The 26,400-nt window shown below is 73.4% G+C and carries 30 protein-coding genes; 19 read left to right on the top strand and 11 right to left on the bottom strand.

Annotated features, from left to right (window positions below; all coding sequences use genetic code 11):
* Window positions 1–11: 11 nt before the first annotated feature.
* Together ACFWE1_RS16265 and ACFWE1_RS16260 are read right to left on the bottom strand one after the other, a co-directional pair.
* Window positions 12–1,361, bottom strand: coding sequence for a glutamyl-tRNA reductase (locus ACFWE1_RS16265; protein WP_376934448.1), 1,350 nt, complete (start codon window positions 1,359–1,361; stop codon window positions 12–14).
* Window positions 1,362–1,443: 82 nt separating this feature from the next.
* Window positions 1,444–2,244 (bottom strand): hypothetical protein, encoded by an 801-nt coding sequence (locus tag ACFWE1_RS16260; RefSeq protein WP_376934447.1) that lies wholly within the window; start codon window positions 2,242–2,244, stop codon window positions 1,444–1,446.
* A 211-nt stretch (window positions 2,245–2,455) separates the two neighbouring features.
* Between ACFWE1_RS16260 and hemE the strand changes: the two genes are divergently transcribed.
* Window positions 2,456–3,610: a uroporphyrinogen decarboxylase gene (gene hemE, locus ACFWE1_RS16255; RefSeq protein WP_376934446.1), complete on the top strand. Its 1,155-nt coding sequence runs from the start codon at window positions 2,456–2,458 to the stop codon at window positions 3,608–3,610.
* Complete coding sequence (gene hemG / locus ACFWE1_RS16250) at window positions 3,607–5,127, top strand: protoporphyrinogen oxidase (protein WP_376934445.1); 1,521 nt, start codon at window positions 3,607–3,609, stop codon at window positions 5,125–5,127. The genes hemE and hemG overlap by 4 nt, the downstream gene beginning before the upstream one ends.
* A 31-nt stretch (window positions 5,128–5,158) precedes the next feature.
* On the opposite strand, the gene ACFWE1_RS16245 is transcribed toward hemG, so the two are convergent.
* Window positions 5,159–5,713: a GNAT family N-acetyltransferase gene (locus tag ACFWE1_RS16245; protein ID WP_376934444.1), complete on the bottom strand. Its 555-nt coding sequence runs from the start codon at window positions 5,711–5,713 to the stop codon at window positions 5,159–5,161.
* Window positions 5,714–5,855: 142 nt separating this feature from the next.
* Here ACFWE1_RS16245 and ACFWE1_RS16240 point away from each other — a divergent pair, with 142 nt between their 5' ends.
* Genes ACFWE1_RS16240 through ACFWE1_RS16225 form a run of 4 tightly spaced genes read left to right on the top strand, consistent with a single transcriptional unit; the run spans window position 5,856 to window position 7,754 of the window.
* Window positions 5,856–6,338: a YtxH domain-containing protein gene (locus tag ACFWE1_RS16240; protein WP_376934443.1), complete on the top strand. Its 483-nt coding sequence runs from the start codon at window positions 5,856–5,858 to the stop codon at window positions 6,336–6,338.
* Between the two features lie 12 nt (window positions 6,339–6,350).
* Window positions 6,351–6,758 (top strand): phage holin family protein, encoded by a 408-nt coding sequence (locus ACFWE1_RS16235; protein ID WP_376934442.1) that lies wholly within the window; start codon window positions 6,351–6,353, stop codon window positions 6,756–6,758.
* Window positions 6,742–7,056 carry a hypothetical protein gene (locus ACFWE1_RS16230; protein WP_376934441.1) on the top strand — a complete coding sequence of 105 codons (315 nt, stop codon included), beginning with the start codon at window positions 6,742–6,744 and terminating at the stop codon, window positions 7,054–7,056. Before ACFWE1_RS16235 ends, ACFWE1_RS16230 begins: the two co-directional genes overlap by 17 nt.
* 11 nt (window positions 7,057–7,067) lie before the next feature.
* Window positions 7,068–7,754, top strand: a complete 687-nt coding sequence (locus ACFWE1_RS16225) for a GntR family transcriptional regulator (protein ID WP_376934440.1) — start codon at window positions 7,068–7,070, stop codon at window positions 7,752–7,754.
* Between the two features lie 42 nt (window positions 7,755–7,796).
* Here the strand turns inward: ACFWE1_RS16225 and ACFWE1_RS16220 are convergent, their stop codons facing one another.
* From ACFWE1_RS16220 to idi, 7 genes are read right to left on the bottom strand one after another with little or no spacing between them, the layout of a single operon-like run.
* The gene (locus ACFWE1_RS16220; RefSeq protein ID WP_376934439.1) at window positions 7,797–8,693 is read right to left on the bottom strand and encodes a prenyltransferase; all 897 of its coding nucleotides are present in this window, start codon (window positions 8,691–8,693) and stop codon (window positions 7,797–7,799) included.
* Complete coding sequence (locus ACFWE1_RS16215; protein WP_376934438.1) at window positions 8,690–9,037, bottom strand: lycopene cyclase domain-containing protein; 348 nt, start codon at window positions 9,035–9,037, stop codon at window positions 8,690–8,692. Before ACFWE1_RS16215 ends, ACFWE1_RS16220 begins: the two co-directional genes overlap by 4 nt.
* A complete protein-coding gene (locus ACFWE1_RS16210; RefSeq protein WP_376934437.1) occupies window positions 9,034–9,420 on the bottom strand; it encodes a lycopene cyclase domain-containing protein in 387 nt (128 codons plus the stop codon). Before ACFWE1_RS16210 ends, ACFWE1_RS16215 begins: the two co-directional genes overlap by 4 nt.
* The gene (locus ACFWE1_RS16205; RefSeq protein ID WP_376934436.1) at window positions 9,417–11,042 is read right to left on the bottom strand and encodes a phytoene desaturase; all 1,626 of its coding nucleotides are present in this window, start codon (window positions 11,040–11,042) and stop codon (window positions 9,417–9,419) included. The genes ACFWE1_RS16210 and ACFWE1_RS16205 overlap by 4 nt, the downstream gene beginning before the upstream one ends.
* Window positions 11,039–11,950, bottom strand: a complete 912-nt coding sequence (locus tag ACFWE1_RS16200; RefSeq protein WP_376934435.1) for a phytoene/squalene synthase family protein — start codon at window positions 11,948–11,950, stop codon at window positions 11,039–11,041. The genes ACFWE1_RS16205 and ACFWE1_RS16200 overlap by 4 nt, the downstream gene beginning before the upstream one ends.
* Window positions 11,947–13,038: a polyprenyl synthetase family protein gene (locus ACFWE1_RS16195; protein WP_376934434.1), complete on the bottom strand. Its 1,092-nt coding sequence runs from the start codon at window positions 13,036–13,038 to the stop codon at window positions 11,947–11,949. The genes ACFWE1_RS16200 and ACFWE1_RS16195 overlap by 4 nt, the downstream gene beginning before the upstream one ends.
* The gene (idi, locus tag ACFWE1_RS16190; RefSeq protein WP_376934433.1) at window positions 13,035–13,637 is read right to left on the bottom strand and encodes an isopentenyl-diphosphate Delta-isomerase; all 603 of its coding nucleotides are present in this window, start codon (window positions 13,635–13,637) and stop codon (window positions 13,035–13,037) included. The genes ACFWE1_RS16195 and idi overlap by 4 nt, the downstream gene beginning before the upstream one ends.
* Window positions 13,638–13,757: 120 nt before the next feature.
* On the opposite strand from idi, the gene ACFWE1_RS16185 reads away from it, so the two are divergent.
* The 6 genes from ACFWE1_RS16185 (at window position 13,758) to ACFWE1_RS16160 (ending at window position 19,475) form a co-directional block, all read left to right on the top strand.
* Entirely contained in the window at window positions 13,758–14,303 is a 546-nt protein-coding gene (locus ACFWE1_RS16185) for a MarR family winged helix-turn-helix transcriptional regulator (RefSeq protein ID WP_376934432.1), read from the top strand.
* Window positions 14,304–14,383: 80 nt separating this feature from the next.
* On the top strand, window positions 14,384–15,121 hold the full coding sequence (gene hemQ / locus ACFWE1_RS16180; RefSeq protein ID WP_376934431.1) for a hydrogen peroxide-dependent heme synthase: 738 nt from the start codon (window positions 14,384–14,386) through the stop codon (window positions 15,119–15,121).
* Complete coding sequence (locus ACFWE1_RS16175) at window positions 15,121–16,386, top strand: ferrochelatase (RefSeq protein ID WP_376934430.1); 1,266 nt, start codon at window positions 15,121–15,123, stop codon at window positions 16,384–16,386. Before hemQ ends, ACFWE1_RS16175 begins: the two co-directional genes overlap by 1 nt.
* The gene (hemC, locus tag ACFWE1_RS16170; protein WP_376934429.1) at window positions 16,383–17,339 is read left to right on the top strand and encodes a hydroxymethylbilane synthase; all 957 of its coding nucleotides are present in this window, start codon (window positions 16,383–16,385) and stop codon (window positions 17,337–17,339) included. The genes ACFWE1_RS16175 and hemC overlap by 4 nt, the downstream gene beginning before the upstream one ends.
* Before the next feature lie 14 nt (window positions 17,340–17,353).
* Window positions 17,354–18,151, top strand: a complete 798-nt coding sequence (locus tag ACFWE1_RS16165) for a uroporphyrinogen-III synthase (RefSeq protein ID WP_376934457.1) — start codon at window positions 17,354–17,356, stop codon at window positions 18,149–18,151.
* Between the two features lie 55 nt (window positions 18,152–18,206).
* Window positions 18,207–19,475 (top strand): hypothetical protein, encoded by a 1,269-nt coding sequence (locus ACFWE1_RS16160; RefSeq protein ID WP_376934428.1) that lies wholly within the window; start codon window positions 18,207–18,209, stop codon window positions 19,473–19,475.
* Here ACFWE1_RS16160 and ACFWE1_RS16155 read toward each other — a convergent pair.
* A complete protein-coding gene (locus ACFWE1_RS16155; protein WP_376934427.1) occupies window positions 19,472–19,798 on the bottom strand; it encodes a lactococcin 972 family bacteriocin in 327 nt (108 codons plus the stop codon). The genes ACFWE1_RS16160 and ACFWE1_RS16155 overlap by 4 nt on opposite strands.
* 163 nt (window positions 19,799–19,961) lie before the next feature.
* Here ACFWE1_RS16155 and ACFWE1_RS16150 point away from each other — a divergent pair, with 163 nt between their 5' ends.
* The 7 genes from ACFWE1_RS16150 to ACFWE1_RS16120 all read left to right on the top strand — a co-directional run bounded on the left by ACFWE1_RS16150 (window position 19,962) and on the right by ACFWE1_RS16120 (window position 26,317).
* A complete protein-coding gene (locus tag ACFWE1_RS16150) occupies window positions 19,962–20,540 on the top strand; it encodes a hypothetical protein (RefSeq protein WP_376934426.1) in 579 nt (192 codons plus the stop codon).
* A gap of 42 nt (window positions 20,541–20,582) precedes the next feature.
* Complete coding sequence (locus tag ACFWE1_RS16145; RefSeq protein WP_376934425.1) at window positions 20,583–21,617, top strand: peptidoglycan-binding protein; 1,035 nt, start codon at window positions 20,583–20,585, stop codon at window positions 21,615–21,617.
* The gene (locus tag ACFWE1_RS16140) at window positions 21,608–22,246 is read left to right on the top strand and encodes an ATP-binding cassette domain-containing protein (RefSeq protein ID WP_376934424.1); all 639 of its coding nucleotides are present in this window, start codon (window positions 21,608–21,610) and stop codon (window positions 22,244–22,246) included. The genes ACFWE1_RS16145 and ACFWE1_RS16140 overlap by 10 nt, the downstream gene beginning before the upstream one ends.
* A 56-nt stretch (window positions 22,247–22,302) precedes the next feature.
* The gene (locus ACFWE1_RS16135) at window positions 22,303–23,316 is read left to right on the top strand and encodes an FtsX-like permease family protein (RefSeq protein WP_376934423.1); all 1,014 of its coding nucleotides are present in this window, start codon (window positions 22,303–22,305) and stop codon (window positions 23,314–23,316) included.
* A gap of 97 nt (window positions 23,317–23,413) precedes the next feature.
* A complete protein-coding gene (gene hemB / locus ACFWE1_RS16130) occupies window positions 23,414–24,406 on the top strand; it encodes a porphobilinogen synthase (RefSeq protein WP_376934422.1) in 993 nt (330 codons plus the stop codon).
* Between the two features lie 119 nt (window positions 24,407–24,525).
* Entirely contained in the window at window positions 24,526–25,791 is a 1,266-nt protein-coding gene (locus tag ACFWE1_RS16125; protein WP_376934421.1) for a glutamate-1-semialdehyde 2,1-aminomutase, read from the top strand.
* A gap of 136 nt (window positions 25,792–25,927) precedes the next feature.
* Complete coding sequence (locus tag ACFWE1_RS16120; RefSeq protein ID WP_376934420.1) at window positions 25,928–26,317, top strand: hypothetical protein; 390 nt, start codon at window positions 25,928–25,930, stop codon at window positions 26,315–26,317.
* Window positions 26,318–26,400 lie beyond the last annotated feature (83 nt).

Here is a 26,400-nt window from a genome sequence, read left to right as displayed (position 1 = left end):
GTGGGCGCAGCTCAGCGGGCGTCGTCGGCGCGAACGCCGAACAGCGCGTCGAGCGCCTCGATCCAGGCGCGCTGCTCGCCCGAGCGGGCGAACTCGCGCGAGCGCACCATGGGCGTGTGCAGCAGCACGCCGGCCATGTGCCGCAGCGCCTGCTCGACACGACCGTCGGGGTCGCCCGCGCCGCGGCTCTTCGCCCGTTCGATCTCGGCGTCGAGGATGCCGCCGACGTGCGCGCGCAGCGCGACCACGGCGGGCGCGAGGTCGAGCTCCTCGCCCACCGCGCCGAAGTTGCGCGCCGCGCTGTTGACGAGCTCGCGGGCGGCCTCGGTCGCGCCGAGCTCCTCGAGCGGGGCGTGCCGGCGGATCGTCTCGAGGTCGAGCAGCTCGACGCCCTCCACCTCGACGACGTCGGTCGCGACATTGCGGGGCATGCCGAGGTCGACGACGAGCTGACGGGCGCTGCGGGCGGCGCCGGGCACGGGGCACCAGGCGCGGAACTCGGCGAGCACGGCGGAGGCCTCGGCATCCCTCGGCGCGACGTGCGAAGCGGCGAGCGTCGCCTTTCCGCCCGCGAGCAGCACCCGGTCGACCACGTGGTGGTCGGCGGTGGTGCAGGTGATGATGACGTCGGCGGCCGCCGCGGCCACCGCGTAGCCGGCGTGGCTCACAGCCTCGATGCCGTGCGTGCGGGCGAAGCGCTCGGCGCGGCCCGAGGGGGAGTACACGCGCACGTCGTGCGCACCGCGGTCGCGGAGCGCCGCGAGCGAGGCGCCCGCGTACTGGCCCGTGCCGACGAGCAGCACGCGCGCCTTGCTCCAGTCGGCCACCCGGGAGGAGGCGAGCTCGAGTGCGAGGCGCACGAGCGAGCGGCCCGCGCTGCCGACCCCCGTGCGGTTCTTCACCGTCCGCGAGGTCTGCGAGGCCCGCTGGAAGAGGCGCTCGAGCTCCGGGGTGGTCGTGCCCTCGTCACGGGCGCGCTCGAGCGAGCGGCGCACCTGCCCGGCGATCTCTCCCTCGCCGACGACGACCGACTCCAGGCCCGAGGCGACGGAGAACAGGTGCCCGGCGACGGCGTTGCCGTGGGCGAAGTCGAAGGTGCTGCGCAGCTCGTCGGGCTCGAGGCCGGCGACGTCGCCGACGGCGCGGATCGCCTCGTGCACGATGGGCACGGGCGACTCGCCCTCGGGGGCGGCGAGGTCGAGGTAGGCCTCGAAACGGTTGCAGGTGGCGACCACGACGGCGCCCTGCAGGGCGGCGTGGCCGTCGATGATGCGGCCCGCCGCGGCGTCTGCGGAGGCGGAGAGCCGTTCGAGCATGTCGAAGCCGGCGTTCTTGTGGCTCGCGGAGAGGCAGATGAGCACCAGAGGATTCTACCCGCCGTAGAGTGCCCGCCGGACTCGCCGCGACATACGGTGCACGAGGGGGCGGCTCGTCGCCCTCGTGCTAGTGCCGCGCCGCACGACGCGCGGCTCGGCGCGGCGAGGTCGCGACGTCGACGAGCGCCGCGGTGCTCGCGGTGACGACGGGGATCGGGGTCGTGCTCGTCGGCGGCTCCAGGCCTTCGTGCTCGAGCGCGGTGCGGTGCAGCGCCTTCCACGACCGCACCACCGCGTAGAAGGGGGCGTCGGTCACAGCGAAGACGCCGGGCTGCTCGCCCGCGAGCAGGAGCGGCAGGGCGATGCTCGTGCCCTGGCGGCGCACCCGCACGATGACGACCGGCGCGGGTCGGGAGCCGGCGATCAGCTCGTCGGGCCGGATGCTGCGCACTTCGCGCCAGGCGACGTGCGCGGCGCGGCGCGGGCGTGCGCCGCCGTTCCAGAACGACAGCCCGGCCTGGTCGGCGACGATCGAGTAGCGCGTCGCGAGCGGCACCTCGCAGCCGGGCAGCTCGGCCAGGGCGTCTTCGAGCTCGCGGTGGCGCAGGCCGCAGGAGATCCCGCCCTCGAAGCGCGCCTCGAGCGCGCGGCGCCTGGCACGGTTGCGGGCGAGCAGCGCGAAGCGCAGCGCGATCGTCGCGAGCGCCAGCACGCCGACGGCGGCGAGGAAGACACCGGCCGCCGCCGGCCCGTTCACCGAGGGCAGGGTGTCGATCAGCTCCTCGAGCATCGGCCCGGTGGCCGCCAGCACCGCGACGACCGCGACGGTGGCCGCGGCGACCGTCATGGTGAGCGCGAGCCGGTGCTCGCCGGGGCGGTCGTCGGCCGGGGTCGGGAAGGCGGACTGGGGCGTGACGATTCGGGACACGTCGTCTCTCTCCGTGGGGCGCGGAGGCGCGTCGACGTCGCGGTCGACGCGTCGTCGCACCACTGGGGGATGGCGCAACGGCACCGATGCTAGCGCGGACCGCCCGGAAAGGTAAGGGCTCCTTGCAAAACTCCTCACCCGGGCGGGCGAGTGGGCGGGCCGCCGCGGGTCAGGGCGCACGCTCAGCCCGGTGCGGGACAATGGCGGGGTGATGCTCGACACCACCCACCCCCTGCAGGCCGGCCTCACCGCCGATTCCCGTCTCGTCCGCGCCTACGGCGGCGAGCGCCCCGAGACGACGCCCGTCTGGTTCATGCGCCAGGCCGGTCGGTCGCTCCCCGAGTACCGCGAGCTCCGCGTCGGCACCCGCATGCTCGACGCCTGCCTCGACCCCGAGATGGCGGCGGAGATCACGCTGCAGCCCGTGCGCCGGCACGGGGTGGACGCCGGGATCTTCTTCAGCGACATCGTCGTGCCGCTGAAGCTCGTCGGCGTCGACGTCTCGATTGAGCCCGGCCGCGGCCCGGTCTTCGCCCGCGGCTACGCCGACGCCGAGGGCGTCGCGGAGCTCACCAAGATCGACCCCGCGCTCCTCGACGAGCGCGCCGAGCCCATCGCCGAGGCCGTGCGCCGCACGGTGGCGGAGCTGAACGAGACGGCGCCGTCGGGCGCCGAGTCGGGCGCGACCCCGCTGATCGGCTTCGCCGGTGCCCCCTTCACCCTCGCCGCGTACCTCGCCGAGGGCGGCCCGTCGAAGGACCACCTCGCCGCGCGCACCCTCATGCACGCCGACCCCGGCGCCTGGCGGGCGCTGATGGACTGGACCGCCGAGCTCACCGGCCGCTTCCTGCGCACGCAGGTGCTCGCCGGCACCTCCGCCGCGCAGCTGTTCGACTCGTGGGCCGGCGCGCTCTCGCTCGCCGACTACGAGCGCCACGTCGCGCCCGCCTCGGCGAAGGCGCTCTCCTTCGTGCACGACCTCTCGTACGAGCGCCGGCTCGGCGACGGCACCGGCAGCAGCACGACCGTGACCCGCAGCGTGCCCGTCGTGCACTTCGGCGTCGGCACCGGCGAACTGCTCGGCGCCATGCACGACATCGGCGTCGACACCGTCGGCGTCGACTACCGCATCCCGCTCGACGTCGCCGCGGAGCGCGTCGGCGGCGACGTCCCCCTGCAGGGCAACCTCGACCCCGCCCTGCTCGCGGCACCGTGGCCCGTGCTCGCCGACGCCGTCCGCGACGTGCTGCGCCGAGGCCGCAGCGCGCCCGCCCACGTGTTCAACCTCGGCCACGGCGTTCCGCCCGAGACCGACCCGGCCGTGCTGACCCGCGTCGTCGAGCTCGTGCACGAGGCCGGAGCGTGAGCAGCGATCCCGCCGGGCTCGACCCGGCCGCGGCGGCGGGCGAGCCGGTCGAGCCCGAACAGCGGCGCAGCGACGTCGTGGTCGTGGGCGGCGGGGTCGCCGGGCTCGTGGCCGCGCTCGAGTGCGCCAAGATCGGCCTGTCGGTCACGGTCGTCGAGCGTCAGGACGAGCCGGGCGGATGCGTCGGCCGCATCGAGCTCGATGGGCTCTCGCTCGACTCCGGCGCCGAGTCGTTCGCCACCCGCAACGGCTCCGTCGCCGAGCTGCTCGAGTCGCTCGGCCTCGCCGACGACATCGTCACGCCGAACCGCGCCGGCGCGTGGCTCGTCTGGGGCCCCGGGCTTCGGGCGGCGCCGCTGCCGAAGACGGGCGTGCTCGGCATCCCCGCCAACCCGCTCGGCGACGACGTTCGCGCCATCATCGGCTGGGGCGGGGCGATCCGCGCATATGCCGACCGGCTCATGCCGATCCTCCGCATCGGGCGAGCCGACAGCGTCGGCAAGCTCGTGCGGTCCCGCATGGGCGCCGCCGTGCTCGAGCGCCTCGTGACGCCGATCTCCTCCGGCGTCTACTCCGCCGACCCGATGGATCTCGACCTCGACCTCGTCGCCCCCGGCCTCAACGCGGCGATGACCCGCGCCGGCTCGCTGTCGGGCGGCGTCGGCGAGCTCGTGGAGACCCGCCGTGCCGGCAGCGCCGTGCTCGGACTCCGGGGCGGCATGCATCGGCTGGTCGACGCGCTGCGCGCCGAACTCGCCCGCTTCGACGCGGTCGTGGAGACGGGCCGGGAGGTCGTCGAGCTCGAGCGCAGCGGCGCGACGGACGACGCGGGTTCGAACTGGCGGGTCCGCGCCCTCGGTCCCGAGCGCGACCTCGTGATCGACGCGCGCTACGCGATCCTCGCCGCCCCGGCGCAGACCTCGCGCCGCCTACTCGGTCAGGCGGTCGAGGGGTGGGCGGATGCCTCGGACTGGCCGAGCGCCGCCTCCGTTGAGATCGTCACGCTCGTGCTCGACGCCCCCGCGCTCGACGCGGCGCCCCGCGGCACCGGCGTGCTCGTCGCGGCCGACGCCGAGGGCGTGCAGGCGAAGGCCCTCACGCACTCCTCGGCGAAGTGGCCGTGGCTCGCCGCCGCGGCGAACGCGAGCGGCGGCAGCGGTTCGCGCCACGTCGTCCGACTCTCGTACGGCCGCGCCGGCGCGGCGAACCCCCTCGAGGGGCTCGACGACGAGGCGGTCGCCCGCCTCGCCGTCGCGGATGCCTCGGCCCTCCTCGGCGTGCAGCTCGATGCCGCAGCGCTCGTGGCATCGGGCCGCACCGCCTGGCGCGACGCGCTCTCGCACGCCGCACTCGGCCAACGCGCCAGGGTCGCCGAGTTCGAGGACGCGCTGGCCGCGGAGCCCGGCATCGAGGCGACCGGTTCGTGGGTCGCGGGCACCGGGCTCGCCTCGGTCGTGCCGCACGCCGTCGAGGCCGCCGCTCGCATCCGTCACCTGGCGGTGCAGGAACGGCAGTAGCCGGACGGCCTCGCCGGAACGGCGACCCGGCTCAGGCGCGGGTGGCGGCGAGCTGCGCGGCGGTGAGCTCCCGATCGGCGTAGACGAGCCGGATGGCCGAGGCATCCGGATTGCCCGCGTCGGGGGCGCGGTGCCTCAGCGTCAGGCCGACCTTCTCGGCGACCCGGGCCGAGGCCGTGTTGTGCTCCAGCAGGTAGGCCACGATCGGCAGCTCGGGCCGGCGCAGCCGGGCCGCCTCGACCGCGGCCCGCGAGAGCTCGGTCGCGAGCCCGCGGCCCTGCGCCTCGGGGCGGAAGCGGTAGCCGAGGTTCCAGTACGCCCCGTCGTCGCGCCCGCGGACCGCGCAGCCCCCGTGCCCGATGACGAGTTCAGGGTCAGTCGCCTCGCGGATCGTCCATGCCCCGAAGCCCTCCGACCGCCAATCGTCGAGCCAGCGTTCGAGCACCTCCGCCGTGCGCCCGAGGTCGCGATGGCGGCCGGAGGGCAGATGGGTCCAGGTGCGGGCGTCGCCGTAGATCTCGTGCAGGGCGTCGAGGTCGTCGGCGGCCGTCGGGTCGAGCAGGAGGCGTGCGGTGCGCTGCGGCATGCCTGGAGTGTAGGCATCCCGACCGACACGGCGAGTTCATGACCGAAACGGAATATTTGCGTCAACCCCCCTTGCGCCCATCTGCTCGGGGTCTACCCTGGGAAGGGTCGCCGTGCCGAAGGCGGCAGAACATGGGGTGGAAATGAAGGGCAAGATCCTCTTCGTCGTCGGCCTTGGTGTGGGCTACGTGCTCGGCACCCGAGCCGGCCGCGAACGGTACGAGCAGATCAAGCGCGCGGCTGAGGGCGTCTGGAACCAGCCGGCCGTGCAGCAGGGCGTCAGCACCGTGACCGACTTCGCCAAGGACAAGCTCGGCGACGTCTCCGACACCGTGCTCGACGCCGCCAAGTCGTTCATCGGCAACGCGACCCGTGGTTCGGGCGCCACGAAGTCCGAGGTGCGCCAGGCCGCCGAGGCCGCCAAGCGCGGCGTCTCGAAGACGGCGAAGGCCGCGAGCTCGGCCGTCGAAGACGCCGCCGACGCGGTCGGCGATGCCATCGACGCGGCCGCGGAGACCGCCGAGAAGGCGGCGAAGCCCGGCACCCAGAAGCGCACCGCGGCCAAGAGCGGCGCAGCGAAGAAGCCGGGCGGCACGAGCGGCCGTTCGGCGGGCTCCGACTCCTAGGAGGGCGGCACGATGACTGCACCAACAGAAGACGAACGCTCGCTCTTCACCCTGATCGGGCAGCTGCCCGACACGGTGTCGAGCCTCGTCCGGGCCGAGGTCGACCAGGTCAAGGCCGAGTTCAGCTACAAGGCGAAGCACTTCGGCATCGGCTCCGGGCTCTTCGTGACGGTGCTGGTGCTGCTGCCGTTCCTGGTGTTCTGCCTGCTCGCGGCGGCGATCTTCGCGCTCGCGCTCGTCATGCCCGCGTGGGCTGCGGCGCTCGTCGTCGCCGGTGCGATCCTGCTCGTGATGGCGATCCTCGTGGGCATCGGCATCCTGAACTTCAAGCGCGGCGCGGAGCCGCTCGAGTCGATCGACAGCCTCAAGGCCGACCTCGATGCACTGAAGGGAACGGGTGACTATGACCGCCGCTACTGACGCGCACGGCGCCGGCTCCAAGCGCGAGCAGAAGACCCGCGAGCGCAACCTCGGCCGAGTCCAGGCCCGAGCGGCCGTCGTCGACGCCCGTGCGGAGTTCGCCAGCACCCTCAACGCGCTCGAGGACAAGCTCAACGTGCCGAAGCAGCTCGGCATCCGCGTCGACCGCGCGAAGGTGAAGGCCAGGGCGTTCGCCGACCGCAATCCCGCCGGGGCCGTCGCCGTGGCGATCGGTGCGGTCGTCGTCGTCGCGGGCGTCGTCGCCCTCGTCGTGCGCGCCGCCGTCAGCGACGACTGAGCCGCGGCGTCATGCCGGCGCCCACCGCCGTCGAGCGGATGGCCGATGCGCTCCGCGACGAGATCCTGAGCGGCGCGCTGCCCTCGGGGGCTCCGCTCCGCGAGGAGCAGGCGGCCGAACGCTTCGGGGTGTCGCGGCACACGGTGCGCGCGGCGTTCCAGCGGCTCGTGGCCGAGCGGCTCGCCGAGTCGGCGCCCTACCGCGGGGTGCGGGTCACCGAGTTCGACCATGCGCAGGTGCTCGCGCTGCAGCAGCTGCGCGAGGCGCTCGAGGTCGAAGCCGTGCGCATCGCGGGCGACCGGTTCGGTGCGCACTGGCCCGAGGCGGCGCTCGCCCCGGCGATGCTCGCCCTCGACGAGCTCGCCCGGCTCGCCGTCACCGAGGAGGCGCTGCGTCCGCCGGGGGAGCGCGAGACGACGCCGGCCTGGCTCGAGGCCGAGCGGCTGCACCTCGAGGTGCACCGGGCGATCGTCGCCGCGAGCGGCAGCCCCAGGATCGTCGAGGCGCACGCCGCGCTCGGGGCCGAGCTGCGGCTCTTCCTGCTGCACATCCGGCGGCACTACAGCCTCGCCGAACTCGTCGTCAAGCACCGCGAACTGCTCGCCGAGGTGCAGGCTGAGGGCGTCGAGGCGATGCGGCGGCACATCGCCCACTCGACCGGGCTCCTGCTGGGCTCGCCGCCGCTCGACGGGGAGTGACGGCCTCGACGGGAGTGACGGCCCCGACGCGGAGCGGACGGCTCAGGCCGTGAGCAGCGCGTACCAGATCAGCAGCATCGTCGCCGCGAAGCCGACGCCGTAGTTGATCGCGAGGAACCAGCGCCAGCCGCCGTTCGCGCGCGCCGACTCCGCGTCGCTCACCGAGCGGTACGGCCACGCCGCGACGAGGTACGGCACGGCGAGCACGGCGGCGAGCGGCCCCGGCCACGAGGTGCCGAGCATCAGCACCCCCGCCAGCAGCCAGAACCCGATCGCCAGCCGGGTGGTGCGGCGGGCACCCAGCGCGGTCGCGATCGAGCCGATGCCGGCCTCGCGGTCGGGCACGACGTCCTGCACCGCGCCGAAGGCGTGGCTCGCGACGCCCCACACGAAGAACGCGAGCAGCAGCAGCACGAGCTGCGGGGTCACGGTCGCCCCGGCGAGGGCGAGCCCGTAGCAGGCGGGCGAGACGAAGTGCGTGCTCGAGGTGAGGGAGTCGAGGCCCGGGATCTCCTTGAACCTGAGGCCGGGCGCCGAGTACGCCACCACGGCGAACAGGCTGAGCGCCAGCCAGGCCCACGACCACGGACCGCCGAGCAGCACGAGCCACACGACGAACGGCAGAGCGAGGGCGACCGCGGCGATGAGCACGGCGCGATGCCGGGCGCGCGGCAGCAGGGCGCCCTCGACGCCGCCCTTGCGCGGATTCCTCGCGTCGGACTCGAAGTCGAAGACGTCGTTGATGCCGTACATCGCGAGGTTGTAGGGCACGAGGAAGAAGACCGTGCCGACGACGAGGGCGACGTCGATCTCCCGCACGGTCAGCAGGTACGCGGCCGCGAACGGGAACGCCGTGTTGATCCAGCTGAGCGGGCGCGACGCGGTGAAGAGCGCGGGGAGCAGGCGCTGGCCGGATGTCTCGGCGCCGACGGCGCTCATCGGCGGCCTCCCCGGGGTGCGCGGGCGGGCCGGTCGCGGGGCGCCGAGGCATCCGCCCGACCGAGCAGCGTCCACAGCGCGGAGCAGAGCAGGAGCGCGGCGATCGGGTAGGCGAAGTCCTCGATCGGGGCGAGCCCGAGCCGCGGGCCGAGCAGGGGGGCGTCGGCGTAGTCGAACAGGCCCGCGGCGATCATCAGCGAATCGAACACGGCGGTGAGCAGCACGAGGCCGCCCGCCGTGAGCGCGAGCGCGGCCGCATGGCCGGCGGGCGCCCGGCGCCACGCGATCGCGGCGAGCACCGCCGAGACGGCGAGGAACGGCAGGCACAGCACGGCGTAGCTCATCGGCGGGCCTCCTCGGCGGCGGAGTCGGCGGAGTCGGCGGAGTCGGCGGGCCCGGCGGCGGGATGCACGGATCGGTGTGCGCGCAGGCGCAGCAGGCCCGTGTAGCCGACCATCGCGAGCTGGCAGAGGAAGACGAGGAACACGGGCTCCTCGATCGGCAGGTGCGGCGCGAGCAGCAGGCCCGTCGAATAGGCGTTCGGTTCGCGGAAGAAGATGCCGAGCGAGATGCCCCACAGGTCCCAGGCGAGCAGCATCGCGACGCCGACGGCGACCACGACGGTCGCCCGCAGCGGCGCCCGCCAGAAGAACAGCCGGTAGCGCGCGTCGACGAGCGCGACGCAGGCGATCGAGGCGAGCAGCAGCCCCAGGTGGAGGAAGCTCATCCGGTGCGCTCCCGGTCGAGCGGGTCGGCGTGCAGCGGGTCTGGGTGCAGCTCCTCGCTCGGCTCCGGGAGCGGGCCGGGGGCGTCCTCGCCACGGACGGCCTTCGCGACGAGCTCGGCGCTGATCAGGCACATCGGCAGGCCGATGCCCGGGATCGTCGTCGCCCCCGCGAAGTACAGCCCCTCGACGCTCGGCGACACCGTGCGGCCGCGGAACATGGCGCTCTGCCGCAGGGTGTGCCCCGGGCCGAGCGCCGAGCCGCGCCAGGAGTGGAACCAGTCCTCGAAGTCCGCGGGCCCGATCGTGCGGCGCACGAGGATCCGCTCGGCGAGGTCCGGGATGCCGGCCCACTCGGCGAGGGTCGCGATCGCCCGGTCGGCCGTCTCCTCGACCGCACGGTCGCCCCGGCCGTCGACGCCGCCGGCGCCGATCGCGGGATCGGCTGGCACCGGCACGAGGAGGAAGAGGTTCTCGCAGCCGGGCGGCGCCACGCTCGGATCCGTCGCGCTCGGCCGGCACACGTAGAACGACGCCGGGTCGGGGATCGCCGGGCGCGAGCCGAACACCCGCTGGAAGTTCGTGCGCCAGTCCGCCGTGAAGCACAGCGTGTGATGGGCGAGCTCGGGCAGCCGTCCGTGCACGCCGAGCATGACGAGCACCGCACCGGGGCCGGGGTCGCGGCGCGACCAGGATGCCTCGCTCCGCGTCCGCGCTCGGGGCGGGAGCAGCTCGGCATCCGTGTGGTGCAGGTCTGCGGCGGAGACGACGAGCTCGGCCTCCACGAACTCCTCGGTGCCGGTGCCCGGCCCGCCGGCCGGGCCGTGGTGCTGCACCCGCACGCCCGTGGTGCGCCCCCCGGCCGTCTCGATGCCGAGCACGCGCGCGCCGGTGACGAGCTCTGCACCGGCCCGGCGCGCCAGTCGGGCGACGCTCGCGATGATCTCGCCGAAGCCGCCCATCGGGTAGAAGACCCCGTCGGCGAGGTCGAAGCGGCTCATCAGGTGGTACATGCTCGGTGCCCGCTCGGGCGAGGTGCCGAGGAACACCGCCGGGTAGCCGAGGATCTGCCGCAGCCGCACGTCGTCGAAGGAGCGCCCCACCATGCGGTCGAGCGGTTCGAGCAGCAGCTTCGCGAGCCGGCCGAGGCGCCGCCGGACGGGCGCGGCGAGCAGCGCCCCCGGGCGGGCGAAGTCGGTGTAGAGGAAGTGCGTCATCGCGAGCCGGTACGTCTCGTCGGCGGAGTCCAGGTGCCGGGCGAGCGCGGCGCCGGCGCCCGGTTCGATCGACTCGAAGAGGGCGATGGATGCCTCGCGCTCGGCCCGCACGTCGACCGGCTCCGCGTAGCCCTCGAAGTACACCCGGTAGCCGGGGTCGAGGCGCACGAGGTCGAGCTCGTCCGCGGCGGTCGTGCCCATCAGCCGGTAGAAGTGCTCGAACACCTCGGGCATGAGGTACCAGCTCGGCCCGGTGTCGAACAGGAAGCCGTTCGCCCGCCAGCGCCCGGCCCGGCCGCCGAGCTCGTCGCGGGCCTCGAAGAGCCGCACCTCGTGGCCGTCGCGGGCGAGCAGCGCCGCGGTGGCGAGTCCGGCGATGCCGCCGCCGATGACGACCGCGCGGCTCACGGCCGGCCTCCGCGGGCGATCACGCGGGCGACGATGGCGAGCTTTCGCGGCGCGGGCACCCGGACCCGCCGGGTGACGAGCTCGGCCGCGGGCGTACGGCGGAGCCGGGCGGAGAGCTCACCGAACAGCCCGTGGGCGGCGGCGACGGCGACGCGGCAGCCGCGCGGCAGCTCGGCGATCACGGCGGCCGCCTCGGCGAGTTCCGCATCGATGCCGTCGAGCAGGCGCAGCTGCTGGGCCTCCGAGAAGTGCGCCGGGTCGACGCCCGGGAAGTAGCGGCGGCCGCGCAGCGAGGCATCCTCTCCGAGGTCGCGCAGGAAGTTGACTCGCTGGAACGCCGAGCCCAGCGCCCGCGCACCGCGCTCCCAGCGGGCGTCGCGCGCGGCGTCGGGGGCGAGGCCGAGCGCGAAGCCGCGCAGGCACATCAGGCCCACGACCTCGGCCGAGCCGTAGACGTACTCGTCGAGCTCGCGCTCCTCGGTGAACGCGATGGGCTCGAGATCGCGTCGCATCGACGCGAAGAACGGTCGGGTGAGCTCCTGCCCGAAGCCGCTGCGGCGCGCCGCCCGGGCGAAGGCGTGCACGACGAGGTTGGCGCTGTAGCCGCTCTCGAAGGCGGCCTCCGTCTCGGCCTCGAGCGCGTCGAGCAGCTCGCGGCGGCGCTCGCACGGCAGGCCGGCCTCCTCGGCCGGGCCGTCGACGAGCTCGTCGGCGATGCGCACCAGGGCGTAGACCTCGGCGAGGTGCTCCCGCACGGCGGGCGAGCAGAGGCGGCTGGCGAGGCCGAAGGAGGTCGAGTACGCCCGGATGACCCGGGCGGAGCCCTCGGCCGCGGTGCGGTCGTAGAGGGCGAGGCCGGTGGCCGGGGCGGGCGGCGCAGCGGTGCGCTGGGCGGTGCGGGTGCTCACCTGGACCTCCTGGTGGCTTCGGCGGCGAGGCCGAGGAGCTCGGCCTCGAGCGCGGCGGGCAGGTTCGCCGAGGCGATCGCGGTGCGCGCCGCGGCCGCCTCCTCGGCGATGCGCGACTCGACGCGGGCGCGGGCGCCGCTCGCCTCGATCGCCGCGCGCAGCGGGCGGGCGCCCGCCTCGTCGAGGTCGGGCCTGCCGAACGCGCTGGAGGCCGCGACCCACGCCGCGTGCCCGCGGGCGTAGGCGATGAGCAGCGTCTCCTTGCCCTCGCGGAGGTCCCCGAGTGCGGTCTTGCCGGTCACGCGCTCGTCGCCGTAGACGCCGAGCACGTCGTCCTGCAGCTGGAAGGCGACGCCGAGTCGACGGCCGATCTCGCCGAGCCGCTCGACTGTCGCGCGCGGGGCGCCGGCGAGCAGCGCCCCCGCCCGGAGCGGCGCGCTGAAGGAGTAGCAGGCCGTCTTGTCCTCGATCATCGCGAGGATGTCCGCCTCCCCGGGCCGTACCCCGGCGGCGTGCCGCACGTCGGCGTGCTCGCCCGCCGCAGCGGCGAAGACGCACTCGTCGAGCACGGCGAGGATGGCGCGCCGGCGCTCGGCCGGCACGTCGAGGCCGGCCACGACGGAGTGCGCCGCCGCGATCAGCAGGTCGCCCGCGAGGATCGCCGAGGCCTGGCCGTAGGCGTCCGCCCGCTCCCGCTCGAGTCCGCGCAGTGCGGCGTCGAGCGCGAAGCGGCCGGCGACGTTGGGCTCACCCCGGCGCACCAGGTCGCGGTCGATCACGTCGTCGTGGACGAGGAAGGCGGTGTGCAGCAGCTCGAAGGCGGCGGCGAGGGCCACGGCCTCGGCGGCGCACGCCGGACCGGCGTCGGCCGGCTCGGCGACGGGCGCGAGCGCGTCGTAGGCGCCCAGCACGAGCCGGGGGCGGATGCGCTTGCCCCCGCTCGCGGCATCCCGCGCCGCCGCCCAGAGCCGCCGGTAGTCGGCGGCGTGCGCGTCGGCGCGCACGATCGCGTCGTCGAAGAAGCCGCCCAGGTAGCGCTCGACCTCGGCCTGCCTCGGCGGGGTCGCCACGGTCGCCACGAGGCTCACGAGACGAGCGCTTCCGTGCGCAGGCGGGCGTCGGCGTGGCCGCCGAGGAAGGGGAGGAGCTGGGCCTGCAGCACCAGCCAGGGGCTGAACGCCCAGGGCGCGGCGCGGACCGCGGTGGCCAGCTCGGCCGGCTCGACCCAGGCGAGGTCGAGGACCTCGTCGGGATGCGGCGTCGGCACCGAGCTCGTGCGTGCGGTGTAGACCGGGCAGATCTCGTGCTCGACGATGCCCGAGGCATCCGTCGCCCGGTAGCGGAAGAACGGCAGCACCGGCTCGACGTCGCGGAGCTCGAGACCGAGCTCGAACTCGGCCCGCCGGCGCACCGCGTGCGGCAGTGGCTCGGCCGGGGCCGGGTGCCCGCAGAAGGAGTTCGTCCACACCCCGGGCCACGCGACCTTGCCGAGCGCGCGCCGGGTCACGAGGAGCCGGCCGTCGTCGTCGAAGACGTGGCAGGAGAAGGCGAGATGGAGGGCCGTGTCGGCGCCGTGCACGCTCGACTTGGGGGCGGTGCCGATCTGGTTGCCGGCCTCGTCGAGGAGCACGACCTGCTCGACGGGGGCCCCTGGCGCCTGGATCGGCGTGATGCTGAGGTCGGTCATGTCGGCTCCTTCGACCACTCCGGTGGCGAGGTGCCCGGTCGAACCCCTCGCCTCGGCGAATATCTCGCCTGGCTAATGAGTAGCTTAGCAAGAATCCTCTTGCCTGGCTAGAATCTCGATATGGCAGATGAGCGTGAGCGCAGCCGGCGCGTGGAGTCGGCGATGCACGACCCGCGCATCGTCGACCGCGACGAGGAGCTCGTCGACCGCAGCGGCCTCGCCGACGAGGAGGTCGACCAGGTGGTCCGCGTCATGCAGGCCCTGCGCGGCTGGCACGCCGCCGCCGAACGCATGAGCGAGGCCTCCCGCCGCTACATGCAGCTCAACCAGACCGACATGCGGGCCATCCGCTTCCTCATCGCCGCACGCAACCAGGGCATCGTCGTGACGCCCGGCGCGCTCGCCGAGCACCTCGGCATCTCCAGCGCCTCGACCACGAAGCTGCTCGACCGGCTCGAGCGCGGCGGCCACGTCACCCGCTCGCCGCATCCGAGCGACCGCCGCGCCCTCGCGATCGCCGTCACCGAGCACACCCGGCAGGACGCCCGCGAGACCGTCGGCCGCCAGCACGCCCGTCGCTTCGCCGCCGCAGCCGCCCTGGCACCGGCGGAGCGCGAGGTCGTCATCCGGTTCCTCGACGCGCTCGCTGCGACCGGGCAGGACTGAGCGGCCCGGAATTCCGCGCCGTCCGGCGGAGCCAGGGCCTCCCTTTTGGACCTTCCGGGGGAAAGAGGGAGACTGGGGGTATGTCTTCCCCCGCTGCCGAAGGGGCAGCCGACGAGCTCCGTCACGCGTCCGAACCCGAGCAGTCGCCCGAGGGCTACACGCTCTTCGCCGTGCTCCGAAAGGACCCCGCGCGCCCCGATGACCTCGACGGGCGCGATGTGCCGCGCTTCGTCAGCGAGCTCGACGGCGTGATCGCGCTCGTCGAGAACGAGGGCGTCACGGTGCGCGGGCTCTACGACGTCTCCGGCCTCCGTGCCGACGCCGACGTCATGATCTGGCTGCACGGGGCCACCGCCGAGGGTCTGCAGTGGGCGCTGCGCGAGCTGAAGCGCAGCCGCCTGCTGCGCGCGCTGCTGCCGACGTGGAACGCCATGGGCGTGCACCGCGACGCCGAGTTCAACAAGGCGCACGTGCCCGGCTTCCTGCGCGGCATCGAGCCCAAGGCGTGGATGACGATCTACCCCTTCGTGCGCAGCTACGAGTGGTACCTGCTCGACCCCGCCGAGCGCTCCCGCATGCTCGCCGAGCACGGCCGCAAGGGTGCCTCGTTCCGCGGCGCGATCGCGAACACCGTGAGCGCCTTCGCCCTCGGCGACTACGAGTGGCTGCTGCCGATCGAGTCCGACGAGCTCACCGAGCTCGTCGACCTCATGCGCGAGCTGCGCGCCACCGACGCCCGCATGCACGTGCGCGAAGAGGTCCCGTTCTACACCGGTCGACGCATCTCGACCGCCGAGCTCGTGGAGGTGCTGCAGTAATGGCCGCGACGAACCTGGGCTCGACGGGAGCCGCAGCGCCCGAGCGCGAGGCCGCCCGCGGCCGCAAGCCGGCCCCCGCCGCCGAGGCGTACTGCGCCTCGGGTGCGTGCGTGCCCGGCGCGACCGAGCCGGCCCAGTCGGGCCCCGAGCACGTCACCGAGCCCGTCGCGTACGACGCGATCCTGCTGGCCGGCTTCGGCGGGCCCGAGGGGCAGGACGACGTCATCCCCTTCCTGCGGAACGTCACGAGCGGCCGAGGCATCCCCGACGAGCGCCTCGAAGAGGTCGCGCACCACTACCGCCACTTCGACGGCATCAGCCCCATCAACCAGCAGAACCGCGAGCTGAAGGCCGCCCTCGAGGCGGAACTCGCCCGACGTGGCGTCGAGCTGCCCGTGATCTGGGGCAACCGCAACTGGGACCCCTACCTCAACGACGCGTTGAACGAGGCGAACGAGCGCGGCTTCACCAAGCTCATCGCGATCGCCACGAGCGCGTACAGCTCGTATTCCAGCTGCCGCCAGTACCGCGAGGACTTCGCCGACGCGCTCGCCGACACCGGCCTCGGCGAGACCATCCAGATCGACAAGGTGCGCCAGTTCTTCGACCACCCCGGCTTCGTGCAGCCGTTCATCGAGGGCGTGCGCGACGGCCTCGCCGAGCTCGAGCGCCGGGTGGCCGACCTCGACCGCACGAGCGGCGTCGAGGTGCTCTTCGCGACCCACTCGATCCCGTCCACCGACGCGGCCAAGTCCGGCCCGGCCGAGCGCGGCTTCGGCGAGGGCGGCGCCTACGCGGCCCAGCACCGGGCCGTGGCGGAGGTCGTCATGCGCGAGGCCGGCGCCAGTGACGTGCCCTGGCAGCTCGTCTACCAGTCCCGCTCCGGCCCCCCGTCGATGCCGTGGCTCGAGCCCGACATCAACGACGCCATCGCCGAACTGCCCGGCACGGGCCGCAAGGCCGTCGTCATCGTGCCGCTCGGCTTCGTGAGCGACCACATGGAGGTGCTCTGGGACCTCGACAACGAGGCGCTCGAGAGCTGCGAGGAGCACGGGCTCGAGGCGGTCCGCGTGCCGACGCCGGGCACGCACCCCGCCTACGTCGCGGGCCTCGTCGACCTCGTGCTCGAGCGCGTCAACGGCACGCCGACCGAGGAGCGCCCGGCGATGACCGAGCTCGGCCCCTGGTACGACGTGTGCCGCCCGGGCTGCTGTGAGAACGTCCGCCTCGGCTTCCGCCCCGCACTCGCCGGGATCGCGCCGTGACCGAGGTCATCCGTGTCGGCACCCGGGGCAGCGCCCTGGCCGTGGCCCAGACCCGCTGGATCGCCGAGCGCATCGCGAAGGCCGCCGGCGGCGCCGAGATCGAGCTCGTCGAGGTCACCACGCACGGCGACACCTCGCGTGCCTCGCTCAGCGAGATCGGCGGCGAGGGCGTCTTCGCCGCTGCCCTGCGCGAGTCGCTGCTCGCCGGCGACTGCGACGTCGTCGTGCACTCCCTGAAGGACCTGCCGACGTCCGAGCACGAGGGGCTGCGTCTCGGCGCGGTGCCCAAGCGCGCCGATCCACGCGACGCGCTCTGCGCCCGCGACGGCCTCACCCTCGCCGAGCTGCCCGAGGGCGCCCGCGTCGGCACCGGCTCGCCGCGCCGCATCGCGCAGCTGCGCTCGGTGCGCCCCGACCTCGAGGTCGTCGACCTGCGCGGCAACGTCGACACCCGGCTCGGCAAGGTGGCGAGCGGCGAGCTCGACGCCGTCGTGCTGGCCGCCGCGGGGCTCGGCCGGCTGGGCCGGCTCGAGGCGGCGACCGAGCTGCTCGAGCTCTCCGACTGGCCCACCGCGCCCGGCCAGGGCGCCCTCGCCGTCGAGGTCCGCCGCGAGCGCGGCGAGCGGGTGCTGGAGCGCGCGCTCGAGGGCGTCGACCACCGCTCAACCCGGGCCACCGTGCTCGCCGAGCGGCTCGTGCTCGCCGGGCTCGAGGCCGGCTGCTCCGCGCCGATCGCCGCGAACGCCTTCATCGAGGACGAACTTCTCTTCCTCACGGCCACCGTGTACAGTGCCGACGGGGCGCGCAAGCTGACGAGTTCTCACGCTGCGACCCCCGAAAGCCGCTCGACCGCCGACCTGGCCGAGGCGGCCGGCGACGTCGCCGAGCGCGTCGTCGCCGAACTCCTCGGCAACGGTGCCGCAGACCTGGCAGCACTCGAGGAGCCGCGGTGAGCGAATTCGAACCGATGACGGGCACGATCAACGTGTCCGTCTCGGGCGACGGCAAACCACTCGCCGGCTGGCGCGTGCTCGTGCCGCGCGGCGGGCCCTGGGGCGACGCGGTCGCCGCGGCGCTCCGCTCGCGCGGGGCCACCCCGGTCATCGCCCCCATGATCAACTTCGCCCCGGCCGACGACCAGGCCGCCCTGGAGTCCGCGCTCGAGAAGCTCGGCCGCGGGGAGTTCGACTGGGTCACGCTCACGAGCGCGACCACGGTCGACGTGCTCTCCACCTACGGCGCCACCATCCCGGCGTCGACGAAGGTCGCGGCGGTCGGCGAGACCACCGCCGCGGCGCTCACCGCCGCCGGGTACCACGTCGACATCGTCCCCTCCGAGGAGAACTCAGCCCGTGGCCTGCTCGAGGAGTGGGAGGCCGCGACCGAGGGGCAGAAGGGCCTGCGCGTGCTCGCCCTCCGCTCGGCGATCGCGAAGCAGGTGCTCTCCGTCGGCCTGCAGCGCATCGGCCACCACGTCGAGGCGGTCGTCGCGTACCGCACCGTCGGGGTGCCCATCGCGGAGAAGGTCGTCGACGACGTCCGCGCCGGCAACGTCAGCGCCGTGCTCGTGACCTCGGGCAGCGTCGCCGAGCAGGTGCAGCAGCAGCTCGGGCCGATCCCCGAGCAGACGCTCGTCGCGGCCATCGGCCCGCAGACGCAGCGGGATGCCGCGAAGCTCGGTCTGCGGGTCGACGTCGTCGCCGTCGAGCGCAGCGCCGAGTCGCTCATCGACGCGGTCGTGAACGCCGCGCTCGCGCGGGCGTAACGGCCGCGCGAGCGGTCGGCGACACAAGGGCTGCCGCTGCCCGTAGTCTCGGCTCATGACTTCGAGCGGGCCAGGCGAGCGCACCGTCGACGACGGCTCCCGCGGCACGCGCGCGGCCCGCATCGTCGGCATCGACTACGCGCGCTTCCTCGCGCTCGCCGGCATGATGGCGACCCACCTCTGGACGTGGCAGGCCGACGGCGGCACGCCCGCCCTCTCCGCCGCGCTGCAGGGCAAGGCGGCCGCGCTCTTCGCCGTGCTCGCCGGCGTCGGCATCGCGCTGTCCACCCGCCGAGCCATCGCGGGGGGCCGGGTGGCGTCGGCACGCTGGGCGGTGTTCGGCCGCGGGCTCGCTCTGCTCGTGATCGGGCTGACCCTCGGCCTGTTCCCGGGGAGCATCCTCGTCATCCTCGCCTACTACGCGCTGACGTTCTGGGCGATGATCCCGTTCCTGCGCGTGCCGAGCCGGGTGCTGCTGCCCATCGCCGTGGGCTGGGCGCTCGTCTGGCCGCCGCTGCTGCAGCTCGCCCGGGCCGAGCTCGTCGTGCCGTTCGAAGTCGGCAGCGCGAGCTGGCTCGACCTCGAGGACCCGCTGCGACTCGTGCGGGGCCTCCTCGTCACCGGCGTGTACCCGGTCGGCACCTGGCTCGTCTACACGATGGTCGGGCTCGTGGTGGGGCGTGCCGTGCTCGCCGTCGTGGCGGAACCCGCCCGGCTCCGCGCCCTCGGCATCCGACTCGCGGTGATCGGGGCCGGCCTCGCCGCCGTCGCCGTCTCGCTCAGCTGGCTGCTCGCGGTGGTGTTCGGCGGCCTCGAGCGTCTCGCCGAAGCCCGGCCGGAGCTCGGTGCGGCCGGCGTCGCCGAGCAGTTCCTCGCCGAGCAGTACGGCGGACCGCCCGGCGGCAGCCTCTGGTGGCTCGCCTCGCCCGCGCCGCACACGGGCACGAGCTTCGACCTCGCGATCACCTGCGGCACCTCGCTCCTCGCGCTCGGGCTCTGCCTCGCGCTCGGCGCGAGCCTCGGACCCCGGATGCGCCGCGTGCTCGCCCCGCTCGGGGCCGCGGGCGGCGCCCCGCTCACCGTCTACACGGCGCACGTGCTGGCCGCCGGGCTCGTCGACGCCCTCGCCTCGCTCGAGCCGTGGGACGACGGCATCCCCTGGCAGGTGTCGAGCCTCCAACTGTGGCTGCTGCACGTCGCGGGCGCGCTGCTCATCGGGCTCGTGCTCGCCCTCCTCGACCGGCGCGGACCGCTCGAGGCCGTCGTCGCGTGGGTCGCCCGCCGCTTCGCGCGGCTCGGGCGTCGTCCCCGCGGGATGGACTAGTAGACGTAGTAGTAGGCCTTCGCGCCGGACTCGCCGCCGAACACCTTGCCAACCTTGGACCAGTAGCCACCGCTTACATCGACAGAACGAAGACAATTCGTATATGCGCTGCAGGCGGTTGTGCGGTGCTTCTTTGATTTGTGGAAGTAGTGCGACTTCACGATCCAGGTGTTCCCGCCGAACTTCTCTACGCCGTACTCGAAAGTCCCGCCCTCGGCCGACACCGAGGTCAGCGCATGCGCCGCAGTCGCGCTACTCAGAACCAGTGCGGCACCCGCGGCGACCGTCATCAGGCCAGCCGCGATCTTCGACATCTTGGTCATGTTCACTCCCGTCGTGTGTGGTTTACCTACGCATCATCGGGTACGTATCGGCTAGTCTTGGTATCCTGTAACTTGCCTGTCAAGTGTTCGGTGAGGTTCGTGGTCGCGGCATGGCGCGACAACCGGGGAGGGAGCCTCGATGAAAATAGCTGGGCTCGGGGTGGTGGCCGCGCTGCTTTCGATAGCGCTGTCAGGTTGCACCGGAGGTATCCCAGCAGGCGACGAGGCGGTCGAGGCCCCTGACTTCGAGGGTCCGTGGGCTGCCGAATTCGCGTCCGCGTATGAGGAAGCCACCTCGCAGGATGCTCGAGATGCGCTCGAGGACGGTGAGATCACCGAGCTGGAGTTCGCCGAGATGGAACAGCGCTACGGCGAGTGCCTCGAAGCCGCGGGAATCGAGTTCGGCGGGTTCAACGACGACTTCTCGCACGGCTTCAACTTCCCTGACCACATGACCTACGAGGACGCGGATGCCTTGCTGAACGAGTGTTCAGAGCAGACCGGAGAACGGCAGATCAGCTCCCTATACAGCTCGATCGCTCAGAATCCGCAGAATGTGAATCCGGGCGAACTGCAGGTGGCGTGTCTCATCGAGAAGGGGCTGGTGTCGCCGGACTACACGGTCGAGCAATGGGAGCAGGACGTGCCGAACCACAGTTATCCGATCATCGAGTCGCCGACGAGCGAGAAGGACGTCGCCGCGTGCGAGAGTGACCCGCTCGGCGCGTCGGTGGGCCCGTGAGACTCAGCCCCGTGCAGTACTTGAGCGGCGAGTAGGCCAGGGATGCGGGTTTCATCATCGGTCGGCCTCGGTGTCGTCTGCACCGTCAGCGCCCTGGCACTGGGGGCGTTCGGCGCTGCGCTCTATCTGGCCCCGGCCACGCCGCCCGCCCTGGCGGATCCTACGGCCGTCAAGACCGTGCCGGTGGCGACAGTGCCGTTCGCCGATGAGCGGCCAGTCGAGCTGCAACTGACGTTCAACGCGCCGGTGCAGATCACCTCCCCCGTCGATGGGGTCGTCACCGCATTCCGGTGCACGCCGAACGGCGCGCTCGACTCCGCTTCCACCTCGTTGTCGATCGACGGGATGCCGCTTCTCACCATCGCGACACCGACGCCGCTGTGGCGTGATATCTCGCCGGGCGATACGGGCGCCGACGTCCAAGGCGTACAAGACTTCCTCAACGGCCGCGGGGGCGACCTGACCGCCGACGGGACCGCAGGGCCGCGAACGATTGCGGCGCTGGTGAAGCTCGCTCGTGCCACGGGCCAGCCGGATCCGTCGACGACCACGGTTCAGCGGGCGGCGTTGCTTTGGATTCCGTACGAGGGGGCCCCGGTCTCCAAGTGCTCCGCAGCCCTCGGCCAGGCGGTCGCAGCCGGCACCGAAGTCGCGACGGTTGCGGGCGGACTTCGCGGCGCCGATGTGGACCTTCGTGGTCAGGAACTCCTCCCGGGAGCACGCGAAATCAGCGTCTCGGGCGAGTCGTTCCCTCTGGACGAGGACAGCCGAGTTCGTGATCCTGAGGTCCTGGCGCGGATCGTCGAGACGCCCGCGTACCGGGAAGCGCTCGCCGACGGCGCGTCGAGCCTGAAGGTGACGATGGCGTTGGTCGAACCCGTCGAAGCTGCGTCGGTGCCCCCGTCGGCGCTTGTGAACGTCGGACCAGGAACGGGGTGCATCGTGACGGCCGATCACGGCGCGGTCGCGGTGGAGATTCTCGGCTCGAAGCTTGGCCAGACACTGATCCGGGCGAGCGACGGCGAGCTCCCCGGCGAGGTCGACATCCGGCCAGGGAACGACGTCACGTGCGACTGACCGTCGATGCGGTGGGGCATCGCTTCGCTTCGGACCCGTGGCTCTTCCGATCCGTCTCCGTGACCCTTGAACCCGGACATGTGTACGCGCTGACCGGTCCGTCCGGATCGGGGAAGAGCACCCTGCTCGGGATTCTCGCCGACTGGATCCGCCCGGCCGAAGGGGCCGTCGAACGAGACTCCATCGACCGGGTGACGTGGGTCTTCCAGAACCCCCACGGCGTGCCGAAACGGCGTGCGCTCGACCACGTCGCTCTCCCCCTCCTCGCACAAGGGTGCACGCCGCCCGAAGCCGACGAGATCGCACGTGGGCTGCTCAGCCGGTTCCGGCTCGAGCATCTGGCCGACCGGCGATTCAGGGAGCTCTCCGGCGGCGAGGCGCAGCGACTGATGCTGGCTCGCGGAGTCGCCGCGAAGCCCGATCTCTTCCTCATCGATGAACCGACCGCGCAGTTGGACCGCCTGAGCGGAGCAACGGTGAACGCGGTGCTCGCTGCGACAGCCCAGGAGCACAGCATCGTCGTGGTGGCGACCCACGACGCGCAGACGCGTGAGGCGTGCACCGACCACATCGACCTCGGTCAGTTCGCCCCCGAAACCAGCGAGGCGGGGAGGACGGCGCCGGCATGAGGCTTTCAGCTCTTGTCCGTGAAGCGTTCCGCAACCTCCGCTCGGGAACCACTCGCGTGGGGCTGCTCTTCGGCGTGTCCGCCGCGCTCATCTCGGGCCTGTGCGCAGCAGAGGGCACGACTGTCCTGGCGATCCTCGAGGACTCGGAGCGGTACCGCGATTCCGGCGCTTCAGTAGTGATCGTCACCGCCGAAGGCCAGATCTCCGGATCCCTCTGCGAGCAGCTCGCCGACGTCGATGGGGTGCGAGCCGCCGGGGCAATCCGAGAGGCGGACGAGAAGCTGATCGCACTCACTCTGCCGGATTCGCCGATCCCGTTGTACGAGGTGAGCCCGGGATTCCCACCGCTGCTCGCTCGTCATGATCCGACCATCGCTGGTCTCACCCTCGGCGAAGACGCGGCGACCGCGCTCGGGGTCGGGCCCGGGGATTCGGTCGATTCGCTCCAGGGCGGTGCGATCGTCGCTGAGACGTATGCCTACCCAGTCGACGGGAGGCGAATCGGCTATTCGTTCGCAGCCCTCGAGCCGTCGAGCGACGAGCGGGCGTTCGACGAATGCTGGGTCGACGCGTGGCCTCCGCTCGACGGCCTCGACAACCTGCTGCTGACAGCGGTCCAGCCCTCCGCGGCGGAGTCTGGGGAGCCGCCGCAATTGAGCAGGCTGAACGCCCGTATGGGGGACGCGTTCGACGGGCCGAGCCGGTTCGCCGCTCGCCTGACTGGCCTCTCGGCACTGCTGGCGGGGATCCTCGGGTTCGCCGTCGGCTGGCTGTCGGTGCGGCTGCGCCGGCTCGAGCTCGCCTCCGCTCTGCACAGCGGTGTCCGGCGAGGGGCGTTGACGGGCATACTCCTTCTTGAAGCGGCCTTCTGGATCGTTCCCGCGAGTCTGGTCGCACTCACCGTGAGCACGCTTGCCGCGAGCGCCGCGCCCGATGGACTCAGCATGCCCGTGCTCGTCCTGGGCCTCAGGATCCTCTACTGCGGAGCGGTCGCCGCGTTCGCGGGGACCGCCTGCGGCATGGCGACGGTGCGAGAGCGGCACCTGTTCCGCTACTTCAAAGAACGGTAGTCGGCCCGACCGGGCTTCAGCCGTCGGCGCAGTCCGATCGCGAGGACGGGAACCCGGGGCCAGGCGACGTCCAGCCGGGCCCGCGTAGGCTTGACGGGTGAGCTCCGCGCCAGCCATCCGCCCCCGTCGTCTGCGGCAGAGTCCCGCGCTCCGCCGCCTCGTCTCCGAGACCCGGCTGCACCCCGCCGACCTCGTGCTGCCGATCTTCGTCCGCGAGGGCGTGTCCGAGGCCGTGCCGATCGTCTCCATGCCCGGCGTCGTGCAGCACTCGCTCGAGAGCGTCAAGGGCGCCGTCGCCGAGGCGGCCGAGGCCGGCATCGGCGGCGTCATGCTGTTCGGCGTCCCCGAGACCCGCGACGCGATCGGCTCGGGCGCGACCGACGCCGACGGCATCCTGAACGTCGCGACCCGCATCGTGCGCGAAGAGGCCGGCGACGCGCTCGTCGTGCAGACCGACCTCTGCCTCGACGAATTCACCGACCACGGCCACTGCGGCGTGCTCGACCCCTCCGGCGCCGTCGACAACGACGCCACCCTCGACCGCTACCGCGAGATGGCGCTCGTGCAGGCCGCCTCCGGCTCCCAGCTGCTCGGCCTCTCCGGCATGATGGACGGCCAGGTCGCCGCCGTGCGGCACGCCCTCGACGCGGCCGGCTTCGCCGACACCGCGATCCTCGCCTACTCCGCGAAATACGCCTCGGCGTTCTACGGGCCCTTCCGCGACGCCGTCGAGTCGACGCTCGAGGGCGACCGGCGCAGCTACCAGCTCGACCCCGGCAACCGCCGCGAGGGCCTGCGCGAGGCGACCATCGACATCGAGGAGGGGGCCGACGTCGTCATGGTGAAGCCCGCGGGCGGCTACCTCGACGTGCTCGCCGACGTCGCCGCCGTGTCGGAGGTGCCGGTCTGGGCGTACCAGGTGTCCGGCGAGTACGCGATGATCGAGGCCGCCGCCATGCACGGCTGGATCGACCGCCGCCGCGCGATCGTCGAGTCCGTGCGCTCCATCCGCCGCGCGGGCGCCGACGCCGTGCTCACGTACTGGGCGAGCGAGCTCGCCACCTGGATCCGGAACGGGGACGAGGCATGAGCGCCCTTCGACGAGCTCAGGGGACCAACGAAGCCCTTCGACGAGCTCAGGGGACCAGCGGGGCTCAGGGGACCAATGCCGAGCTGTTCGCGCGCGCGCAGGCCGCGATCCCCGGCGGGGTGAACTCGCCCGTGCGCGCCTTCCGCTCCGTCGGCGGCACGCCCCGCTTCCTCGTCTCCGCCCGCGGGCCGTACGTCACCGACGCCGAGGGCCGCGACTACGTCGACCTCGTCGCCGGCTGGGGCCCCGCCATCCTCGGCCACGCCGACCCGCGCGTCGTCGAGGCGGTGCAGGCGGCCGCCGCCCGCGGCCTCTCCTTCGGCTCCTCGACCCCCGCCGAGACCGAGCTCGCCGAACTCGTCGAGGCCCGCGTCGCCCCCGTCGAGCAGCTGCGACTCGTGTCCACCGGCACCGAGGCCACCATGAGCGCCATCCGCCTCGCCCGCGGGGCGACCGGCCGCGACGTGCTGGTGAAGTTCGCCGGCCACTACCACGGCCACTCCGACGGCCTGCTCGCCGAGGCCGGCTCCGGCCTCGCGACCTTCGCGCTGCCCGGCTCCGCGGGCGTGCCCGCCGACATCGCCGCGCTCACCCTCGTCGTGCCGTACAACGACCTCGACGCGCTCGCCGCGGTCTTCGCCGAGCACGGCGAGCGCATCGCCGCCGTCATCGTCGAGGCCTCCGCCGCGAACATGGGCGTCGTGCCGCCGCGACCCGGCTTCAACCGGGCGCTCGTGGAGCTCGCGCACGCGCACGGCGCGCTCGTCATCAGCGACGAGGTGCTCACCGGCTTCCGGGTCTCCGAGGCCGGCTGGTGGGGCCTTGAGGCGCGCTCGGCCGACACCGCGTACACGCCCGACCTCATGACCTTCGGCAAGGTCATCGGCGGCGGGATGCCGGTGGCCGCCCTCGGCGGTCGCGCCGAGCTCATGCAGCAGCTCGCGCCGCTCGGACCGGTCTACCAGGCGGGCACCCTCTCCGGGAACCCGGTCGCCGTCGCCGCGGGCATCGCGACGCTCCGCGCCGCCGACGCCGAGGTGTACGGGCGGCTCGACGCCACGGCCGCGACGATCTCGGCTGCCGTGTCCGAGGCGCTCGCCGCCGAGGGCGTGGCGCACGCCGTGCAGCGCGCGGGCAACCTGTTCAGCTTCGTCTTCGGCGCGGAGCTCGCGGGCGGCGCCCACGACTACGCGACCGTGCAGCGGCAGGAGGCGTGGCGCTACGCCCCGTTCTTCCACGCCATGCTCGACGCCGGGGTCTCGCTGCCGCCGAGCGTCTTCGAGGCGTGGTTCGTCACCGCCGCGCACGACGAGGCGGCGATCGGCCGCATTCTCGACGCGCTGCCGGCCGCGGCGCGCGCCGCGGCATCCGCCCGCCCCGCCTGAGCCCGCCCCGCCTGACCCACACAACTCAGGAACGCGCTGGCGCAGCGCGCCGCCGCGCCCCGCCCTGACGGGAACCGGACGCGTCCGCGCCGGATTGTTCCTGAATTGTCAGGGGTGATCGGGCAGGATGGAGGGCATGGCGAAGCTCCGCGTGCACAGCGACCGCGTCGAGGTGCAGCTCACCCCGACCGAGAAGTCGCTCGCCCTGCGCGGCGACGACATCGTCGTGCAGCAGGGGGACATCCGCTCGGCCATCATCACCGACGACCCGTGGATCTGGATCCGGGGCATCCGCCGCCGGGGCACCGAGGTCCCGCTCGTCGTCGCGGTCGGCGTGTGGAAGTACCACGGCGGCAGCGACTTCGTCATCGTCAAGGGCAAGCGCCAGGCGGTCGTGCTCGAGCTGTCCGGCGGCGAGTTCGCCCGGCTCATCGTCTCCACGAACCACGCGGCGCAGCTCATCGAATCGCTGCGGCTCACCGCGGCGGCCGCCGACGAGGCGGAGCCCGCCGCACCGGGCGAGTAGCCGCGGGTTCGTCACCCGAGCGCGGGTCATCTAGGATGACTCGCGGACGCCGCAGGCAGGCGTCCGCGGGATCCGGGGGCCGC

Origin of the sequence: Agromyces sp. NPDC060279, assembly GCF_042726785.1 — a bacterium.
Lineage (GTDB): Bacteria > Actinomycetota > Actinomycetes > Actinomycetales > Microbacteriaceae > Agromyces.
Note: the sequence above shows the minus strand (reverse complement) of the source record. Positions and strands in the feature narration are given on the sequence as shown.

Excerpts from the sequence above, each read along its gene's own strand:
- ACFWE1_RS16185 (WP_376934432.1), top strand. The coding sequence starts at position 13,758 with ATGGCAGATGAGCGTGAGCGCAGCCGGCGCGTGGAGTCGGCGATGCAC.
- ACFWE1_RS16155 (WP_376934427.1), bottom strand. The coding sequence starts at position 19,798 with ATGACCAAGATGTCGAAGATCGCGGCTGGCCTGATGACGGTCGCCGCG.
- hemQ (WP_376934431.1), top strand. The coding sequence starts at position 14,384 with ATGTCTTCCCCCGCTGCCGAAGGGGCAGCCGACGAGCTCCGTCACGCG.
- ACFWE1_RS16240 (WP_376934443.1), top strand. The coding sequence starts at position 5,856 with ATGAAGGGCAAGATCCTCTTCGTCGTCGGCCTTGGTGTGGGCTACGTG.
- ACFWE1_RS16235 (WP_376934442.1), top strand. The coding sequence starts at position 6,351 with ATGACTGCACCAACAGAAGACGAACGCTCGCTCTTCACCCTGATCGGG.
- ACFWE1_RS16165 (WP_376934457.1), top strand. The coding sequence starts at position 17,354 with ATGACGGGCACGATCAACGTGTCCGTCTCGGGCGACGGCAAACCACTC.
- ACFWE1_RS16120 (WP_376934420.1), top strand. The coding sequence starts at position 25,928 with ATGGCGAAGCTCCGCGTGCACAGCGACCGCGTCGAGGTGCAGCTCACC.
- ACFWE1_RS16160 (WP_376934428.1), top strand. The coding sequence starts at position 18,207 with ATGACTTCGAGCGGGCCAGGCGAGCGCACCGTCGACGACGGCTCCCGC.
- ACFWE1_RS16175 (WP_376934430.1), top strand. The coding sequence starts at position 15,121 with ATGGCCGCGACGAACCTGGGCTCGACGGGAGCCGCAGCGCCCGAGCGC.
- idi (WP_376934433.1), bottom strand. The coding sequence starts at position 13,637 with ATGACCGACCTCAGCATCACGCCGATCCAGGCGCCAGGGGCCCCCGTC.
- ACFWE1_RS16230 (WP_376934441.1), top strand. The coding sequence starts at position 6,742 with ATGACCGCCGCTACTGACGCGCACGGCGCCGGCTCCAAGCGCGAGCAG.
- ACFWE1_RS16245 (WP_376934444.1), bottom strand. The coding sequence starts at position 5,713 with ATGCCGCAGCGCACCGCACGCCTCCTGCTCGACCCGACGGCCGCCGAC.
- ACFWE1_RS16225 (WP_376934440.1), top strand. The coding sequence starts at position 7,068 with ATGCCGGCGCCCACCGCCGTCGAGCGGATGGCCGATGCGCTCCGCGAC.
- ACFWE1_RS16215 (WP_376934438.1), bottom strand. The coding sequence starts at position 9,037 with ATGAGCTACGCCGTGCTGTGCCTGCCGTTCCTCGCCGTCTCGGCGGTG.
- hemE (WP_376934446.1), top strand. The coding sequence starts at position 2,456 with ATGCTCGACACCACCCACCCCCTGCAGGCCGGCCTCACCGCCGATTCC.
- ACFWE1_RS16210 (WP_376934437.1), bottom strand. The coding sequence starts at position 9,420 with ATGAGCTTCCTCCACCTGGGGCTGCTGCTCGCCTCGATCGCCTGCGTC.
- ACFWE1_RS16220 (WP_376934439.1), bottom strand. The coding sequence starts at position 8,693 with ATGAGCGCCGTCGGCGCCGAGACATCCGGCCAGCGCCTGCTCCCCGCG.
- ACFWE1_RS16145 (WP_376934425.1), top strand. The coding sequence starts at position 20,583 with ATGCGGGTTTCATCATCGGTCGGCCTCGGTGTCGTCTGCACCGTCAGC.